This window comes from Halodesulfurarchaeum sp. HSR-GB, from assembly GCF_031432215.1.
Taxonomy (GTDB): Archaea; Halobacteriota; Halobacteria; order Halobacteriales; family Halobacteriaceae; genus Halodesulfurarchaeum.
Genome location: NZ_JAVKGN010000001.1, coordinates 1,401,975 through 1,418,253, shown reverse-complemented (window position 1 = coordinate 1,418,253; position 16,279 = coordinate 1,401,975). Strand labels below are relative to the sequence as shown.

Genomic DNA, 16,279 nt, shown 5'->3' with positions numbered 1-16,279 from the left:
TGCCCCGATTAACCGACCACGCAGTTAAAGTTGTAGGAGGTTAGGAAGCCGATTCGCTTGCTTCTGTCTCGCGTATTTCGACGAGGCGGTCTCGGATCGCCGTTCGGAACCGTTCCGGATCCGAATCGGCGATCTGACCCACCGTTGCGTACTGCCGCTGGGCCAGTGAAGCCCCGATTAGGGCAGTCGCCGCTTCGATTCCCACGGAATCGAGGGACTGATCAGTCCGCTTGAGAAGTGACCTGGCGCGGTCAGCATCCAGATGCGCTCCGATCCAATCGTCGAAATCCGGGACGCCGGCCGACTCCGGGGATTCCCACGTCGTGTTTTCGAAGGGGGTTCGAAGGAGTCTGACGGCCCCACCGTGTTTCTTCCGGAAGACGACGCCGGCGGCCTGTTCGTCCGCCCAGTGCGACCTCGGGAGTTCGTAGGTCTCCGGCGAGAGGTCCCGTGCAGGCACTTCCCGCGCAATGGTCGGGGCCGTCCACAGGCCGATTCCCTCGAAAACCCGCTCGGTCACGTCGAGGGTGGTGTACTCCCCGGCGGAGCTATCCCAGATATCCACTCCCAGTGCCGGAGGGAGGGTATCAAAATCGTAGTCGATACCGATCGAGAGCGGCGCGAGCAGGTAGAAGGTGTACGCCCCGGCGTCATCAGCGGCGTTGCGAAGCCGGTCACGGTCGAGGTTCGACCGAACGGCCTCGATGGATCGACGGAGCGACCAGGGGGGTTCCTCGGCATCGAACTCACCCTCGGGGCCGGCGAACGTGAGCAATCCCGACTCGTCCATCCGAACCGCAACGGCCCGGCCGAGGACGAACTCCCGGACCCAGAAATGCCCGTCCGCGAAAAACCCGTCCGGACGGTCCGCCATGGGCGTCGTCCCGCGGTAGTTCCACATCAGACCGATCCAACGGGGACCGGACACATAGGGTCACCGGCCGATCCAGGAAAGACTACAGTCACGGTTTGATCTTCTGGTAGAGTTTTAACCCACGGGTGAGTACAAGTGGCAAGTACCCATGTCGAGCCCGCTCACCCAGATTCGGCCGGGGGAGTCAGCTGCGGCCACCGAGCCCAGAGTCGTTCCCCTGGACGGGCCGAACGTGGACGCGGTCTTCGAGGCCCTCTCTTCGGCGACCCGTCGACGGATGCTCGAACACCTCTATGAAGACCCGGCCACGCCCTCCGAACTCGCCGACGCGACCGACACATCCCTCCAGAACGTCCACTACCACCTGGAGAAACTCGGCGAGGTCGACCTCGTCGAGTCGGTCGGCACGCGGTACTCCGAGAAGGGAGCGGAGATGTCAGTCTACGCCCCGACCAGCGATCCCCTGGTGATCGTCGAGGGAGAGCACACTCGATCGGAGATGGAAAACAAACTCAAACGCATGGTTGGGGGCCTCTCGGCGGTTTTCGCGGGCGGGGTTCTCGCGCAGTTCGCCCTGGGTGAGCGGATCTCGCCCGGGGAGTCAGGTGGCGATCAAGTCATGCTCCAGACCGCGACGGAATCCGCGAACGCGACACCGGGCTTGATCGAGCAGATCGGGAATTTCCTCGTTGAGCCCGGAGCGATGGTCCTGGTCGGTGGGTTGCTCGCACTGCTCGTCCTCGAAGCTGTCTATCGACGCCAGTCAGCTACCAACGGCTGAAGCCGTTGGCTTGTCGGTGGACTCCCGTTCTACCGACATGGGTGTGTCGGACGCCACGTCAGTCGCGTTCACGGTGATCAGATCTCGCGTTGATCGGGTGGGTTAAAGGTCCCCACGACCAGGTACGAACAGACTAGGATGGCCGACTTTACCGAGAAGGACAGCGACATGCGGAGCGCGACGGTGACCGAGGGCGTCGATCGGGCCCCCCACCGCTCGCTCTTCCGGGCGGCAGGACTGGACGACGAGGAGATCCATCAACCGCTCATCGGGGTAGCGAACTCCTGGAACGAGATCGTTCCCGGCCACGTCCACCTCGACGAACTCGCGACCCACGTCAAAGACGGGATTCGCGAGGCCGGTGGGACCCCACTGGAGTTCAACACGATCGCGGTCGACGACGGCATCGCCATGGGACACGAGGGGATGCGTTCGAGTCTGCCCTCGCGGGAGACGATCGCGGATTCGGTCGAGTTGATGGTCAACGCCCACCAGTTCGACGGGCTGATCGCGATGGCCTCGTGTGACAAGATCGTCCCGGGGATGTTGATGGCCGTGGCGCGGCTCGACATTCCGGCCATCGTCGTCACCGGCGGCCACATGGCAGCCGGGAGTTTCGACGACGAACCAGCGGATCTGGTGACCGTCTTCGAGGGCGTGAGCCAGCACCACGAGGGCGAGATGAGTGACGACGAGCTCTACGAACTGGAGTGTTCGGCCTGTCCGGGCGAGGGATCCTGTGCTGGCATGTTCACGGCCAACACGATGGCCTGTGTAACCGAGGCACTGGGCCTCTCCTGGACGGAGTGTGCGACCTCGGGAGCGACCGACACGGCGAAACAGGAGATCGCACGCAAGAGCGGTCGCGAGATCCTTCGGCTGGTCAAGGAGGATATCCGCCCCTCGGATTTGCTCACCGAGGCGGCCTTCGAGGACGCCCTCCGGGTCGACCTGGCACTGGGCGGGAGCACCAACACCATGCTCCACGTGCCAGCGGTGGCCGCAGAGGCCGGTCTCGACATCACCCTGGAGGACTTCGAGAACCTGGCCGAGGAGACACCCCACCTGGCACACATGAGTCCGGCCGGCCCGTGGCGGATGGAACACCTCCGGGACGACGGTGGAGTGCCGGCCGTCATGGCGGAACTCAAAGCCGAGATGCATCAGGACCGAGAGACGGTCGACGGCATCACGATCGGCGATCGGATCGAGAACGCGGACAAGCGCGGCACGGTCATCCAGCCCCGGGCGGATCCCGTTCACGACGGGGGAAGTCTGGCCGTCCTCGACGGCAATTTGGCGCCGAACGGCGCGGTCGTCAAGGCCGGCGCCATGGACGAATCGATGCATCACTTCGAGGGACGGGCACGTGTCTTCGAATCCCAGAGTGCGGCCCTGGAAGCACTGGATGGGGGCGAGATCGATCCGGGGGATGTCATCGTGATCCGCTATGAGGGGCCGCGTGGTGGTCCCGGCATGCCGGAAATGCTGGAGCCGACGTCGAAAGTCAGCGGTTCGCCCCGGCTCTCCGGTGAGGTGGCGTTGATCACCGACGGGCGCTTTTCTGGGGGCACGCGGGGCGCAGCCATCGGGCACGTGAGCCCGGAAGCCGCGTCTGGCGGTCCCATCGCGCTGGTCGAGGAAGGCGATCAGATCCTGATCGATGTCGATGCGGGCCGACTCGAACTCGACGTTCCGGCGGAGACACTTCGTTCGCGAGCCAAATCCTGGTCGCCGCCGGAACCGGAGGTGACAGGCGTGCTGGAGAAGTACGCAGCGATGGCGACGAGCGCTGCAACTGGCGGCGTGCTCGAAGCCCCGTCGCTGGATGGGGTCGAGATTCAACTACCCGAACAGTAGCCGATCAGATCGCTTCGATATCAGAATCCGACGGGGTCCCATCGACCGGTTCGGCCCGGGCGAAGCGCGGGCCAACACTCACGACCTCGACCGTGACGATATCTCCGATCGCGGTATTCGGAACGAAGACGACGTAGCCGCCCTCGACGTAGGCGATTCCGTCCCCTTCCTCCCCTTTCGAGTCGATCTCGACTTCGAGGGTGTCCCCCTCGTCGACCGGCGGGGTCGAGCGCTCGGTAGTGCTGGATTTCGACCGAGTCGTCCCCTGAGAGACCGATCCCAGGACGCCAAAGCGGTACACCGAATCGGGGTCCAGTTCCCCCACTTCGAGTTCGCGCTCAGGGATCGAAATCACGTAATCGCCGTTCACTCGCTCGATTTCGGCGGAAAAAACTGCAAGCAGGTCGTCCATGGACATGACAGTGTCGAAGAATCATCGGTGACCAGTATCAACGTTTTGATTCGTCCGCGGCCACCAGATTTCGGTCGTTCAGGGCTATTTTTCCAGGATGAAAACGTTCAAGATTGCATCCGGCTTACTCCCAGTTACTGCGATGTCCAGCACGTGTCGACGCCGAATCACGACAGGCCGGTCGGGCGGGACGGGGAACAGTGACGGAGTCCGACCGAGTCAGGTGGTGGGCCGGAGGGCAAACCGATGACCAGACAAGACTTTCGTGCGGCCGTCGAGGACGAGGACCGCTTCGCGGTGACCTGGGAGCTAATCCCCGGACGGGGTTCCCACGAACCCCAGCAAGAGGAGGTGTTCGAGGACGCGGAGACGGCGGCGTCGGGGGACGTCGTCGATGCGGTCTCGCTAACCGACAACCCTGGCGGGACACCCGCGCTCTCGGCCGATTACCTGGGGATGAAGCTCAAAGAGCGGGGCATCGAACCGCTCGTTCACTTCACCACCAAGGACAAGAACCGCAACCAGATCGAGGGCCTGCTCCACGCTTTGGAGCGTGAGGACCTCCACAACATCCTGATTATGAGTGGCGATCACCAGGGGCCGGCCTTCGAGGGCCAGGCGAAAGCCGTCTACGACCTCGACCCGGTCCAGACCCTGGATTTCGTCTCCGATCTCAATGACGGGTTCGAGTTCGAGGACAACTTCGGCCGGCACAACGAACTCGCCGAGACGGACTTCTTCCCGGGTGCGGTCGTCTCCCCGTTCAAGCGCCTGGAAGCGGAGTTGATGCCCCAGTACTGGAAGCTGGAGATGAAGGTGGAGAAGGGGGCCGAATTCATCATCCCACAGGTCGGGTTCGACGCCCGGAAGTTCCACGAACTCATCAAATTCATCGACGAGAAAGACCTCGACGTGCCGGTGATCGGCAACCTCTATGTCCTCGATCCCGGCTCGGCCCGGGCGATGAACGAGAACCGGATCCCTGGAGCCATCGTCACCGACGACCTCCGCGAGGAGGTCGAGGCCGAACAGGAGGGCGAGGATCCCCATCAGGCGATGCTCGAACGTGCGGCGAAGATGTACGCCTTCATGAAGGGCATGGGCTTTGCCGGGGTCCACATCGGTGGGCACGCTGCGGACTACGACGACGTCGAGTACATCGTCGAGCGCGGCGAGGAGCTCGCCCCGGACTGGGAGACGTACGTCTCCGAGTTCGACTTCCCGATGGAGGACGGCTTTTACTACTACGAGCGGGACCCGGAGACGGGGCTCAACGCGGACGAACACGCCATCCTCCCCGAGAACCCCAGCACTGGGCTGAAGTACAAGGGCTTCAAGGTCGCCCACGAACTGATGTTCGAGCCCGACGGCCCGCTGTTCGGCCCGATGCGCTGGTTCTCGAAGAAAGTCGACGATTCGGCCCTCGAAGAGCCGTTTACGACCTTCGAGCGGGTCACCAAGACCATCTCAAATGACTGCCAGGAGTGTGGCAACTGTGCGCTCTTCGATCTGGCCTACCTCTGTCCGATGTCACAGTGTCCGAAAAACGAGCGCAACGGCCCCTGTGGCGGGAGTTACGACGGCTGGTGTGAGGTCTATCCCGGCGAGCAGGAGTGTATCTACGTCCGGGCCTATCGCAAACTCAAGGCCGACGGCGGCCTCGAGAAGGCCCGTGAAAAACTTCGGGACACCTACATCCCGCCGCCCGACTACGACCTGGAAGGGACCTCCTCCTGGCTCAACTACTACCTGGGCCGGGATTACGCCGGCAAGCGGGTCGGCAACGAAGTGGCGGACGACTGAACAGGGCTGTTCTCAAAGGGGCTTTTGAGGCTCCGAAACGGTGACGCTGGTCGGCCCCCTCTAGACCACTATGGAGTACACACGCCGGTCGACGCTTGGGGCCCTGGGGAGCGGGCTCACACTCACGCTTGCCGGGTGCCTCTCGGCTCCCGGATCGGGTTCGACGATTACGGAGACCGAGACAGTGCCGCTGGCGGTACGAAGCACCCGGCCAGCCTGGCACGACGAGGGGGTCGTCGGACACGCCGTGCTCATCGGGAGCGACGAGGATCAGGCAGTAGCCCTCGAAGCGTTCGATCTCCCGGGCGAGCGGGTGGATGCTATCGAATCGTCGCTGGAAGGCTTGGATCACCAGACCGAACGGTTGCTACTCGTCGAGTCAGTCGGCCCGTCGGCCTGTTACCGGACGGTGGAATTCGAGAACGTTCGCCTGATCGACGGCACGCTTCGGGCCACCGCCCGGGTCGTCAAGTCAGGTGACAAAGAGGCCTGTGCGACGGTTATCACCTATCCGTCGGCGCTGTTGCGAGTGACCGTCGATGGAACGCCACCGACGGACGCCGAAATCACGATTCATGATGGGTGGGGCGACCAGGAGACCGACTCGGTTAGCGCGGGGGACGGGATCGACGGACTGGTACCGGAATCGAGTTAAGACCGCGAGCGCGGGACCACGAGGGTCGGCACGTCGATCGAGCGCAACACCGTGCTCGTCACGCTTCCCAGCAGTTGACGACGGACGTTCGAACGACCGTGTGATCCCATCACGACCAAATCGACGTTCTCGGCCACGGTGGTCTCACAGATCGCCCCGGAGACCCCCTCGAAGTCCTTCGACCGGCGGACCATCGACTCTACTGACAGGCTCGACTCCGTCGCCTGAATCGTCTCCTCGGCCGCCGCGGTGGCCGTCTCGGCCCGACTCTCGAGGGCCTCGATAAATTCCGCGTCGAGGCCGCCAGCGTTGAACACGCCACCTGCCCGCTGGAGGTCAACCACGGAGAGAACGGTGACCGCAGCGTCGAACTGGTTCGCCAGCGCAGCGACATGGGGAAGTGCGACGTCGGCGTTTTCGCTCCCGTCCGTCGGAACGAGGATCCGCGAGGGGTCGAAATCGGACTCGGCTTCCCCGGGCCCTGGATCCACCAGTACCGGCAGGTCCCCACGTTCGAGGACCCCTTCAGTGACGCCGCCGAGGAGCCGGCGAGACACGGAAGACCGGCCTTGCCGACCGAGAACGACCAACGGGTTCGTCCCGCTGTCGAGTGCGAATTCCACGATCCGATCGGCAGGCCGCCCCTCGAGCAGGGTCGTCGAAATCGAGACCGCCCCGGCTCTGGACTCGATATCGGCGAGCAACTGCTCGCGCTCCGAGCGAAGTCGATCACGACCGGTCCCGGATCGCAACGCGTCGAGAATCGAAGCTTCCAGCACAGTCACCACGTCGACGGGGACCGAGAGGGTCTGGGCGAGCGCAAAGCCCGTCCGGGCGGCATGGGCCGCCTCCGCACTCGAATCGACGGCGACGACGATCCGGTCGTACATATCAATGGAGTGGCGTGGAACCCCCTTCATGCTTTCCACGGGGCAGCACCTGGATTCAAGATACTGCTCCTCCTACGTGAACGTATGAGTTTTGGCGACAACCGACACGCCGTCGACTGCATGAACACGAGCTGCAAGTACAACAGTTCCCGAACCTGTGGGTACTCCGGCCGCCTGGTGATCGACGCGGACGGCAACTGCGAGATGGAACAGGACAGTTACCACCGCGATCAGTTCCCGTGACGGACACCCCGGCAATTGGGCACAAATTTTTCTATGGGGCCGACAAACCTGTTAGTATGAAAATGAAACTCCTGGCGGTCCTGCTCGGCGTCGTCGGATCGCTCTTTCCCAGACGCGTGATCGAAGTGTCGAAAACCCTGGCGCTCGGACCGAGTTATCGAAATACCGAGGATCTGGAGCCCCGTCAGTGGTTCGTCACAGCGGTCCGAATCCAGTCGCTTCTGGTCCTGCTCACCGGCGTCTACGCGCTCCGCCGATCCGATGGGCCCGAGTTCGAAGCGCCATCGAAACCGACTCTGAAACCGATGGAATCTGACACTGAGTCCGAAGCCGATTAATCCCCATCAACCGGGCGGATACCATCGGAACGAAGAACAGTTATGTTTTAGTTCTGAGTACCCCCATCCGATACCACCCGGCCGATCCAAAACCCGACCATGGACGACACCCAATCAAGCACCCCCGAACTGTTCGACGCGACGACACCGGGGGATGTCTATCGTGATCTGTTCGAGGCGCTGCCGGACCCCGTCCTCGTCTTCGACCCGGAGACGGGCCGGGTCGTCGAGTGTAACCCAAAGGCGACGGCACTGTTCGGTTATTCACGAGACGAGCTCCGGGGCACCTCGATCGCCACGCTGAGTTCGGACCTGGGAGCTCACTCCCGGGACCGGGCCACCGACGTGTTCAGTACGGTCACAAACGGGCAGCCGGTAACGTTGCGCCGTCAGGCGACCGCCGGGGACGGGAGTGTCTTCTGGGCTGCGATCACGCTCGAAGCAACTGAGATCGGCGATGAGAAATACGTGCTCGCGACGGTCCGGGACACCGGCAAAACGGTCAAGGAGGAAGCTGACATCCGGGCCTTCAAGGCTGCCGTCGAGAACGCCGGCCACTCGATCTACTGGACCGACACCGATGGCACGATTCAGTATGCCAACCCCGCCTTCGAGGAGATCACGGGCTATGACCGAACCGAAGCAATCGGTCGGAACCCACGCATGTTCCAGTCCGGGGAGATGAGCGACTCCTACTACGAGGCGCTCTGGGAGACGATCCTCTCGGGGGAGACCTTCCAGCGGGAGGTCATAAACGAGTCAGCCGAGGGCGAGACATTCGTCGTCTCCCAGACCATCGCACCGATCGAAGGTCCCGCGGGGGACATCGAACGGTTCGTCGCCGTGAACAGCGACGTAACCGAACGAAAGCGCCGCGAGGAGAGACTCGAAGCCGAGAAGGAACACGTCGAGCAACTCCACCAGCGCCTCTCGGTCATGAACCGGATTCTCCGCCACGACATCCGGTCCTCGGTCAACATCATCAAGGGCAACGCGGAACTCGCCCGTTCCTCCTCCCAGAAGCTCGAAACCGCTCTCGAGACGGTCATCGACGAGTCCGATCGGCTGCGTCGAATCGCCGAGAGCGTCCGCCACATCGAGAGTGCAATCGACGACCAGGGGGCCGAGAAAAACGTCATCGACGTCGCGACCCGGGTGAAGACGAAAGTTATCGGCTTCAAAAACGAGTATCCCGAGGCCACCGTTTCGGTGTCGGTCCCCGAATCGGCGACTGCAAGTGCTCGCGAACGGTTCGATCTCGCCCTCGATCACGTGCTCTCGAACGCCGTCGAACACAACGATCGGGACTCCCCGACCGTCGAAGTGACGGTGACCGACCCGCCGGAGACTGAGACGGTGGAGATCACGGTGGCCGACGACGGGCCTGGAATTCCAGAAGCCGAGATCGACCCGCTGGAAGCCGGACGTGAAACGCCCCTCGCTCACTCCAGTGGGCTCGAGCTCTGGCTCACCCAGTGGATCGTCACGGTCTCCGATGGAACGATCTCGTTTGAAGAAAACGATCCGCGGGGGACGCTCGTCCGGATCGAACTCCCCAGTGCGGAATAACGGCTCGGAACCGACCGATCAGGTGTCTTCGGGCTCGGGAATTCGACGCGTCGTGCCCACGATCCGCCCGGGCGTTCCATCATCGTTCAGGACGACCTGTCCCTGTCCTTCGAGCCAGATCTCCTCGTCACCCAGGGTCAGGGGATACTGGACGTGATACGAGGAGCCCTCCTCGATAGCCGTCTCGAAGGCCTCGACGACGTCCTCGCGGTAGGCGGTATGGACTCGCTCGACGAAGTTCTCGAAGATCGGTTCCAACTCGGTCGCGTCCACCCCAAAGAGTGTCTCGAACGCGGGATGGCGATCGACGGTGTCCGACTCGATGTCCCACTCCCAGGCATAGGTCTCGGTGGCTTCGAGGGCCTCGAGTAGCGTATCCCGCAACGCTTCGAGGGATTCGACGCGGTCTTCGAGTTCACGGATTCGTCTGGTGCTATCCGATGGCATATTCAGATACTATGTGTGCCAGTACCAAGGAACTACCGGGCGGTTCGAACCGGGCTCACTCCATGTACCCAAGTTGTTGAAGGCGCTTCTCGACCGTCGCGGTGTCCTCGCTCCCCGCGCGTTCGTCGAAGGCAAGAGGTTCTCTGAAGTCCCAATCGGAGTCGCCTGCGAGTATCGGAAGTACCGACCCGTTCATGTCGGTCGGCACGTCGGCCCCCTGAGCGGCCAACACCGTCGGAGCGATGTCGAGAATGCTGATGCGATCCAGTTCGCCGTGGGATTCGAAGGACGGCCCGTTCGCGACGAAGATGCCGAAGGGGGTGTTCTCCGCCGCCCAGCGATCCGGACCGGACATGATGGTGCCGCCGCCGATTCCGTCGTTGACGTGGACCCCTGGGCGCTGGTCGACGACGATTTCCGGCGCGCTGTCGCGGAAGGGCCCGCTGTAGACCTCCTCGCCGGGATGGACGGCCGAGAAAATGGGGCCCTGTTCGTCCTCGACCTCGCGGAGGTCGGCCATGAGCTGTTCCCGAACCGAATCGACGTCGAAGGCGGGGTTGAGGTAGACCGGCCCCTGACCGCTGGCGACCGCCTGTGTGTGCTCCAGATCGATCGCTTCGAGCTTTCGCTGTCGTTTGAGCCCGTCCGCCTGCGGGACGAGTTGTTGGAGGCGTTCCGGAACGATCGCCGCGAGGGTGTCGACCAGCCCGAGCCGTTTTGCGATGCCCAGGACGGTCTCCCGGTTCAGCCCCAGTTGCTGCAACGTGTCGTCGACGGTCCGGCTGTGGGTCTGATAGCCGTTCTCGGCGAGCCACTCGTTGATGTAGAACTCCGTCGTCGTGGGGGCGCTTCCGTGATCGGACATGAGCACGACGTTCGTGTCCTCCAGCTCCCCAATCCGGCCGAGCCACTCATCCACGAGGGTCCAGGCCCGCCTGGTCGGCTCCTCGTCCCAGAAGAAGTGATGGAGCACGTTCAGATAGAACAGGGTCACGTGGACGAAATCCAGGTCCTGCTCCTCGAAGAGGGAAAGTGCGGCCTCGAAGTGCGTATCGAGTAGCTCCAGGATGGCCTCGACCTCGGCACCCCGCTCGTCGTTCCCCGAGAGCAGCGGGTCGGGGTGAACCCGATAATCGAAGCGCTCCTCTAGCTCAGCCGCTAGCTCCGGCGGCGAGGTGTAGCCGGAGTCGATGGCCCGGTACTCGCCCTCGGCGGCGTCGGGCCCGCCACAGACGATCGGTCCGTCGATCTCCCGGGGCGGATACATCGTCGGCATGTTCACCACGCCAGTCGACTGGCCCGCGTCGTTCAGGTAATCCCAGAGTTCGACCGTCTGGAAGTCACTCCCGTCGGCCACATCGATAGTTCCAGCCTCGAGATCGACGTGCTCGAACCAGTAAACCCCGAAGCCGCCCGGATTCTTCCCGGATGAATAACATTTCCAGTTGGGGAACGTCACCGGCGGCAGTTCACTGCGCGTGCCGGCCCAGGTTCCCGTTTCCCTGAGCCGTTCCAGATTCGGCAGCTCACCGGCCTCGATCCAGGGTTCGAGCAAGCGCCAGCTCGCCCCATCCAGGCCGACGACGAACGTTCTCGTCATTGCTGGCACCTGGGGACGAAGCCTCAATTTTGTTTCGTCACGCGTGGACTGATCGAACGGTACATTCAAGGGCTCGGCCAGCCGTCACCCAATTAGTGCGAACCGTCGCCGTCGTTCCTGCGTACAACGAGGCAGACACGGTTGGGTCCGTTATCGACGGGACCCGGGAGTACGTCGATGAAGTGGTCGTCGTCGACGACGGCTCGACGGACGAGACCAAGCAAGTCGCGCGGGAACACGGCGCACGGGTGCTCGAACACACGTTCAACACCGGTGTTGGCGGCGCGGTTCGAACCGGCTATCGCTACGCCATCGAGGCGGCGTACGACTTCGTCGTGCAGGTAGACGCCGACGGGCAACACGACCCGAGCCAGATCCCCCGGTTGCTCTCGGCCGCGACAGAGGCCGACATGGTGATCGGGAGCCGATACCTGAACGAGAGCCACGAGGAGTACTCCCTGGTTCGGACCCTCGGCATCCAGTTTTTCACGGGGCTGGTCAATACGCTGGGCGGCATCGAGATCACCGACGTCACGAGCGGGTTCCGGGTCTATCGCGTCTCGATGCTGGCCGAGATTCTTCATCACTCCGACAAGCACTGGGCGGTCGAACAGACCCTGGAGGCGGCAAAGCGGGGCTTTACCATCACGGAGGTCTCGACCGAGATCCCGACCCGCGAGACGGGCAACTCGCAGTTCACCCTGGACACGTTCGTCCTTTACCCGCTGCGAATGACCGATGTCGCCCTTCGTGTCCTTCTCTTCAGATAACATGGCCGAGTTCACCGTCGTCAATGCCATCGCCCTCGCTGTCGGCGTGATCTTTCTGGCCAACGGCTATCACATGGTCCGGCGGGGACGGGAGGATATGGTCCTTTTCGCCACGTCGGTGCTCGTGGGTGCGGGCCTGATCTTCGTCGCGCTCTTCCCGGACGCCTTCCAGTTCGTCGCGGCGGTCCTGGGACTCGAACTCAAGGCCCGGGCCATTCTCGTGATGGCGAATTTGACCCTCTTCGTTCTGGTGACCTACCTGCTGAACCGGATCGGCAGCCTCTACGAGAAGGTCTCGCGGCTCAACGAGGAAGTGAGCCTGCTGCGAGCCGAACTCGAGGACCACCGGGATGAGTGAGACACCACGGGCAGTGCTCTCAGTCGACTTCGAGTTGTTCAGACACACGCCAGCCTACCGGACGGCGTCGGGGACAATGGCCGACGAGACTGTCGGGCTCGACGGCGTGGCGTTTCTCCAGTCCGCCTTCGAGACCCACGGCGTGTCCACGACCTGGTTCACCGTCTCGGAGCTAGCCGAGACCAACCCAGCCGCCGTCGAGTCGATCGCCAGGGCGGGTCACGAGATCGGTTCACACACTCGTACCCACCGCCTGTTGAGCGAACTCGACACGGATACGCGTCGCGAGGAGATGCGAGTTTCCAGGGAGGCCCTCGAAGCAGTTAGCGACGCGCCAGTCACGGGGTTCCGGGCCCCCGCCTTCGACATCGCCCCCGGTCACTTCCAAGATCTGGCAGCGGCTGGCTACGAATACGATGCGAGTGTCGTCGCGAGTCGATCGATTCCTGGCTGGTACGGCGGCGAGTTCGAACTCACAGAGCCAGCCCCCGCCACCGCAGTCTGGGACTCCGCGCCGCCGGCGATCGCCGAGTTGCCCACGAGTGTCATGCCCGGGCTCAGGCTCCCGCTAACCGGGACCTGGCTCCGGTTTTTCGGCCCGCGGTACACGATTCTGGGCATGCGACTGCTCGCGCGGCGTGGGGTGGTTCCCGTGCTTTATGTCCACCCGTGGGAGTTCGTCGACCTGCCGTCAATCGAGGGCGTCCCGAAACGGGTGTACTGGCACACCGGCGCGTGGATGCGCCGGGCGATCGAACGGATCCTTGCGACCGATTTCGAGTTCGTGACGGCCAGTGAAGCGCTCCGCCAGGCCGATCTCGATACCGCCGCCCCCGACCAGGGGCCCAATGGGGCGACGAAATGAGCCGTCGGAGCCCTCGCGAACTCGCGGTCACGGTGCTCCAGTACGGGATCGCCCTGCTGGCAGTCGGCTGGCTCCTCACCCAGATCGAAGTCGGGACGGTGATCGATCGGCTGGCCAGCCTGGACGCCGGGACGATTGCCATCCTGCTCCTGGTGAGCCTGCTCGGGGCACTCGCCCAGTTCGAGACCTGGCGCGCAGTGCTCAGGGCGGTCACCCCGACAACCCTCAGGGCCGCGGCGAGCACATCCCTGGTGGTCAACTTCGTCAATCAGCTTCTCCCGTCCCGACTCTCGGGGCGGCTGGCCGCTCCTTTCGTCGTGCGGAGCTACACGGGACTCGGCTACGCCGACGCCGCCGCAGTGACGGGAGTTCACACGGGAATCTACGCCGTGCTATACGGCTCGATCTCGGTGCTGGGCCTGGTGGCGATCGCCATGCTCGAATCGGTCCCCATCGGGCTCCTGGGACTGCTTGCCGCCTCGACCGGGTTGTACTTCGTCGCGGGCACGACGGTCCTGCTGGCCGGGGCGAACCTCCGATATCTCGACCCGATCGTGCGGGGTCTGGCCAGCGTCGCCTCCCTGCTCCCGGCCATCGGCGACACACTCGCGACCAGGATCGATGGACTCACCGACATGACCGAGGCTTCGACGACTGCGTTCCGAACCCTCGCGACCGATCGCGACGTTTGGCTGCAGTATGGCCTGAGCTGGGCGGTCGTACTCGTCGTGGCCCCGGCAATCAGAGTCGGGGTGTTGCTGGCCGCATTCGGGGTGCCTTTCGAGCCACTCGTGTTGCTTCCGTTCTACCTCGTCACGGCCTACAGCGTGACCTTGCTACCACTCACGCCGGGCGGCGTCGGGGTCACAGAGGCCACTGCGACGGCGGTGTTCGTCTCCCTGGGCGTTCCTGGAAGTGCCATCGTTCCGATCGTGTTCATCGACCGGGTCTTCGGGATCTACCTGCCGGCGGTGCTGGGCTGGATTCCGGCGGCCCGACTGGACCTCTCCACGCTTTCGGTCGAGGACTAGAAGGGCTGCTCCCGGGACTGGTCACACTCGCCAGTCCGCTCCAGGATGAGGGTGTACTGGTTCGGTCGAAGCTCCTGTTCGTCCGCGTACTGGTCAGTTTGCGGGACGATACCCAGTCGGATGAGTTCGTGATAGACGCCCGGAGTTGGCCGGTCGGGGACGAAGTTCGGTGGGCGCGGGCCGAACTCGGCGACGATCTCGTAGCCGTACTCTTCAGAGACAAGCGAGCGAACGTAGGATGCCCTGACGATTCCGTTCCGGTAGTAGGTGTCCTCGGCCAGATAGAGCAGATCACGATACCCGAGTTGGATATACGTGGGGCAGGGATCGAGTGTCTCGCCAGCATCGCTCGCGCCGTAGGCGTGCTGGACGGTCATCGAGTGTGGGACCGCGGTGTCCTGGAGGTGACGCCGGTAGACCTCCAGCACGGCGTCCTCCTCGGCCTCCGTTTCGAGCCACGTTACCGCGTCGTCCCGGGGCATATCGGCGTAGCCAGCCACACCAACACCCGCATAGAGACTAGAGGTAATCAGCAAGATCGCGAGAAGGGGGCCCGCAAGGGAGGGGCGACGATCCCAGAAACGAGTTACCGTCCAGCCGAGCAAGATCGCGGCGAGCGGGATGGTCGGGAGCAAATGGTGGACCCGAAAATCGTGCCACCCCGAGAAGAGCAGGAGATAGCCAAACAGCCCGGTGAAAACGAGTACTGCGGCCGGAGCGGACGCGGGTTTGTCTCGGAGATGCCAGAGGCTGGCCGCGATGCCGGTTACCGAGCCGACGAAAAGCGGGAGCCCCAGGGCGCTGAGGTATCCTCGCAGGAACCACCAGAGGATGGGCGCATCCGGGCCGGTCGGGTGACTGGCCCGCGAAAGCGAGCCACCGACGATCCGTTCGACGACCAGATCCAGTCTCCCCACGACCGCCGTCGGAAAGCTGACGAGAATAAAGAGCAGGCCCAGGAGCGCCCCGGTCAGAACCAGTCCAGGCTGAAGTCGGGCCAGTCCGGATTGGTCGCTCCGGTGCACCCGGAGCAGGTGGGCCACCGCGATCACCCCGATCACGGGCGCAGCCGTGAGTTTAAACCCAATCGCCAGTCCACCAGTCACACTCGCGGCGAGGAACTGCTGGGTGTCACCCTGGCGAACGTAGCGGGCCAGAAGCAGGATCGAGAGCAGCACCAGAAAGGTCGCGGGCATGTCCTCGCCGCCCTCGTGGGCGATGGTGAGAAAGCCAAAGGAAAGAGTCAGGAACAGGCTGGCGAGTCGCCCGGCCGGTCGGGAGGCGAGTTCGACGCCGATCCGGTAGGTGAGATAGACGCTGCCAACCGCGAAGGCGACGTTCGCGAGCCGTACGAGCGCGATAGACAAGGTCCAGATCCACTCGGGAGTAGTATGCCAGGCCTCGTAGAACCCGAACTCCCAGGCCGGAGATGCGAGGGCGGCGATGGCCTCACCCTGGCCGGCGAACAGCGCGATCACGACGACCGGTAGCAACAGGAACCCGTAGAGGAACGTCGTCGCCCCGAATGGTGTCCGCCCCCAGACCACCCCCGATCGGAGTGACTCCCAGCTCGGATCCTCGATGACCGAGCCGTAGGGGACAAGCGCGTCGAGAATCCGACTGAACTCATCGCGGGTCGCGAAGTTCGGGATTCGATGCCAGAAGAAAAATCCAGTCAAAACGACTGCGAGCAGCAGAATGTAGCGGAGGAAGCGGTCGGTCCGGAGGTCGGCCACGAACTGTGACCAGCCGGCCCGAAGCAGGGACCGAAGTGTCGCCATTG

17 protein-coding genes are annotated in these 16,279 nt (G+C 63.6%); 11 read left to right on the top strand and 6 right to left on the bottom strand.

Annotation, left to right across the window (positions count from 1 at the left end):
* Nucleotides 1-40 precede the first annotated feature (40 nt).
* Nucleotides 41-874, bottom strand: a complete 834-nt coding sequence (locus RH831_RS07450) for a hypothetical protein (RefSeq protein ID WP_310553586.1) — start codon at nucleotides 872-874, stop codon at nucleotides 41-43.
* A gap of 148 nt (nucleotides 875-1,022) precedes the next feature.
* On the opposite strand from RH831_RS07450, the gene RH831_RS07445 reads away from it, so the two are divergent.
* Both RH831_RS07445 and ilvD read left to right on the top strand, forming a co-directional pair.
* Nucleotides 1,023-1,655 (top strand): helix-turn-helix domain-containing protein, encoded by a 633-nt coding sequence (locus RH831_RS07445; protein WP_310553585.1) that lies wholly within the window; start codon nucleotides 1,023-1,025, stop codon nucleotides 1,653-1,655.
* Nucleotides 1,656-1,793: 138 nt separating this feature from the next.
* A complete protein-coding gene (gene ilvD / locus RH831_RS07440; RefSeq protein ID WP_310553584.1) occupies nucleotides 1,794-3,515 on the top strand; it encodes a dihydroxy-acid dehydratase in 1,722 nt (573 codons plus the stop codon).
* A gap of 4 nt (nucleotides 3,516-3,519) precedes the next feature.
* Here ilvD and RH831_RS07435 read toward each other — a convergent pair whose 3' ends face one another.
* Complete coding sequence (locus tag RH831_RS07435; protein ID WP_310553583.1) at nucleotides 3,520-3,933, bottom strand: TRAM domain-containing protein; 414 nt, start codon at nucleotides 3,931-3,933, stop codon at nucleotides 3,520-3,522.
* 240 nt (nucleotides 3,934-4,173) lie between these two features.
* Here RH831_RS07435 and RH831_RS07430 point away from each other — a divergent pair, with 240 nt between their 5' ends.
* Together RH831_RS07430 and RH831_RS07425 are read left to right on the top strand one after the other, a co-directional pair.
* Nucleotides 4,174-5,730, top strand: a complete 1,557-nt coding sequence (locus tag RH831_RS07430; RefSeq protein WP_310553582.1) for a methylenetetrahydrofolate reductase C-terminal domain-containing protein — start codon at nucleotides 4,174-4,176, stop codon at nucleotides 5,728-5,730.
* A gap of 70 nt (nucleotides 5,731-5,800) precedes the next feature.
* A complete protein-coding gene (locus tag RH831_RS07425; RefSeq protein WP_310553581.1) occupies nucleotides 5,801-6,385 on the top strand; it encodes a hypothetical protein in 585 nt (194 codons plus the stop codon).
* Here the strand turns inward: RH831_RS07425 and RH831_RS07420 are convergent.
* On the bottom strand, nucleotides 6,382-7,275 hold the full coding sequence (locus RH831_RS07420) for a universal stress protein (protein ID WP_310553580.1): 894 nt from the start codon (nucleotides 7,273-7,275) through the stop codon (nucleotides 6,382-6,384). The genes RH831_RS07425 and RH831_RS07420 overlap by 4 nt on opposite strands.
* An 84-nt stretch (nucleotides 7,276-7,359) precedes the next feature.
* On the opposite strand from RH831_RS07420, the gene RH831_RS07415 reads away from it, so the two are divergent.
* The 3 genes from RH831_RS07415 (at nucleotide 7,360) to RH831_RS07405 (ending at nucleotide 9,425) form a co-directional block, all read left to right on the top strand.
* Nucleotides 7,360-7,518: a hypothetical protein gene (locus RH831_RS07415; RefSeq protein ID WP_157754382.1), complete on the top strand. Its 159-nt coding sequence runs from the start codon at nucleotides 7,360-7,362 to the stop codon at nucleotides 7,516-7,518.
* Nucleotides 7,519-7,574: 56 nt separating this feature from the next.
* Nucleotides 7,575-7,856, top strand: a complete 282-nt coding sequence (locus RH831_RS07410; RefSeq protein ID WP_310553579.1) for a hypothetical protein — start codon at nucleotides 7,575-7,577, stop codon at nucleotides 7,854-7,856.
* Nucleotides 7,857-7,955: 99 nt separating this feature from the next.
* Entirely contained in the window at nucleotides 7,956-9,425 is a 1,470-nt protein-coding gene (locus tag RH831_RS07405) for a PAS domain-containing sensor histidine kinase (protein WP_310553578.1), read from the top strand.
* An 18-nt stretch (nucleotides 9,426-9,443) separates the two neighbouring features.
* On the opposite strand, the gene RH831_RS07400 is transcribed toward RH831_RS07405, so the two are convergent.
* Entirely contained in the window at nucleotides 9,444-9,872 is a 429-nt protein-coding gene (locus RH831_RS07400) for a PAS domain-containing protein (protein WP_310553577.1), read from the bottom strand.
* A 55-nt stretch (nucleotides 9,873-9,927) separates the two neighbouring features.
* Nucleotides 9,928-11,472: an alkaline phosphatase family protein gene (locus RH831_RS07395; protein ID WP_310553576.1), complete on the bottom strand. Its 1,545-nt coding sequence runs from the start codon at nucleotides 11,470-11,472 to the stop codon at nucleotides 9,928-9,930.
* 95 nt (nucleotides 11,473-11,567) lie between these two features.
* On the opposite strand from RH831_RS07395, the gene RH831_RS07390 reads away from it, so the two are divergent.
* Genes RH831_RS07390 through RH831_RS07375 form a run of 4 tightly spaced genes read left to right on the top strand, consistent with a single transcriptional unit; the run spans nucleotide 11,568 to nucleotide 14,496 of the window.
* Nucleotides 11,568-12,242: a glycosyltransferase family 2 protein gene (locus RH831_RS07390; protein ID WP_071933156.1), complete on the top strand. Its 675-nt coding sequence runs from the start codon at nucleotides 11,568-11,570 to the stop codon at nucleotides 12,240-12,242.
* A gap of 1 nt (nucleotide 12,243) precedes the next feature.
* Nucleotides 12,244-12,600, top strand: coding sequence for a DUF2304 domain-containing protein (locus RH831_RS07385; RefSeq protein WP_310553575.1), 357 nt, complete (start codon nucleotides 12,244-12,246; stop codon nucleotides 12,598-12,600).
* Nucleotides 12,593-13,465 carry a polysaccharide deacetylase family protein gene (locus RH831_RS07380; protein WP_310553574.1) on the top strand — a complete coding sequence of 291 codons (873 nt, stop codon included), beginning with the start codon at nucleotides 12,593-12,595 and terminating at the stop codon, nucleotides 13,463-13,465. Before RH831_RS07385 ends, RH831_RS07380 begins: the two co-directional genes overlap by 8 nt.
* Nucleotides 13,462-14,496 carry a lysylphosphatidylglycerol synthase transmembrane domain-containing protein gene (locus tag RH831_RS07375; RefSeq protein WP_310553573.1) on the top strand — a complete coding sequence of 345 codons (1,035 nt, stop codon included), beginning with the start codon at nucleotides 13,462-13,464 and terminating at the stop codon, nucleotides 14,494-14,496. The genes RH831_RS07380 and RH831_RS07375 overlap by 4 nt, the downstream gene beginning before the upstream one ends.
* Here RH831_RS07375 and RH831_RS07370 read toward each other — a convergent pair.
* Complete coding sequence (locus RH831_RS07370) at nucleotides 14,493-16,277, bottom strand: glycosyltransferase family 39 protein (RefSeq protein ID WP_310553572.1); 1,785 nt, start codon at nucleotides 16,275-16,277, stop codon at nucleotides 14,493-14,495. The genes RH831_RS07375 and RH831_RS07370 overlap by 4 nt on opposite strands.
* Nucleotides 16,278-16,279 lie beyond the last annotated feature (2 nt).

Coding starts and splice junctions, on each gene's coding strand:
- RH831_RS07450 (WP_310553586.1), bottom strand. CDS start 874: ATGGCGGACCGTCCGGACGGGTTTTTCGCGGACGGGCATTTCTGGGTC.
- RH831_RS07420 (WP_310553580.1), bottom strand. CDS start 7,275: ATGTACGACCGGATCGTCGTCGCCGTCGATTCGAGTGCGGAGGCGGCC.
- RH831_RS07375 (WP_310553573.1), top strand. CDS start 13,462: ATGAGCCGTCGGAGCCCTCGCGAACTCGCGGTCACGGTGCTCCAGTAC.
- RH831_RS07415 (WP_157754382.1), top strand. CDS start 7,360: ATGAGTTTTGGCGACAACCGACACGCCGTCGACTGCATGAACACGAGC.
- RH831_RS07405 (WP_310553578.1), top strand. CDS start 7,956: ATGGACGACACCCAATCAAGCACCCCCGAACTGTTCGACGCGACGACA.
- RH831_RS07395 (WP_310553576.1), bottom strand. CDS start 11,472: ATGACGAGAACGTTCGTCGTCGGCCTGGATGGGGCGAGCTGGCGCTTG.
- RH831_RS07435 (WP_310553583.1), bottom strand. CDS start 3,933: ATGTCCATGGACGACCTGCTTGCAGTTTTTTCCGCCGAAATCGAGCGA.
- RH831_RS07445 (WP_310553585.1), top strand. CDS start 1,023: ATGTCGAGCCCGCTCACCCAGATTCGGCCGGGGGAGTCAGCTGCGGCC.
- ilvD (WP_310553584.1), top strand. CDS start 1,794: ATGGCCGACTTTACCGAGAAGGACAGCGACATGCGGAGCGCGACGGTG.
- RH831_RS07380 (WP_310553574.1), top strand. CDS start 12,593: ATGAGTGAGACACCACGGGCAGTGCTCTCAGTCGACTTCGAGTTGTTC.
- RH831_RS07370 (WP_310553572.1), bottom strand. CDS start 16,277: ATGGCGACACTTCGGTCCCTGCTTCGGGCCGGCTGGTCACAGTTCGTG.
- RH831_RS07400 (WP_310553577.1), bottom strand. CDS start 9,872: ATGCCATCGGATAGCACCAGACGAATCCGTGAACTCGAAGACCGCGTC.
- RH831_RS07430 (WP_310553582.1), top strand. CDS start 4,174: ATGACCAGACAAGACTTTCGTGCGGCCGTCGAGGACGAGGACCGCTTC.
- RH831_RS07425 (WP_310553581.1), top strand. CDS start 5,801: ATGGAGTACACACGCCGGTCGACGCTTGGGGCCCTGGGGAGCGGGCTC.
- RH831_RS07385 (WP_310553575.1), top strand. CDS start 12,244: ATGGCCGAGTTCACCGTCGTCAATGCCATCGCCCTCGCTGTCGGCGTG.
- RH831_RS07410 (WP_310553579.1), top strand. CDS start 7,575: ATGAAAATGAAACTCCTGGCGGTCCTGCTCGGCGTCGTCGGATCGCTC.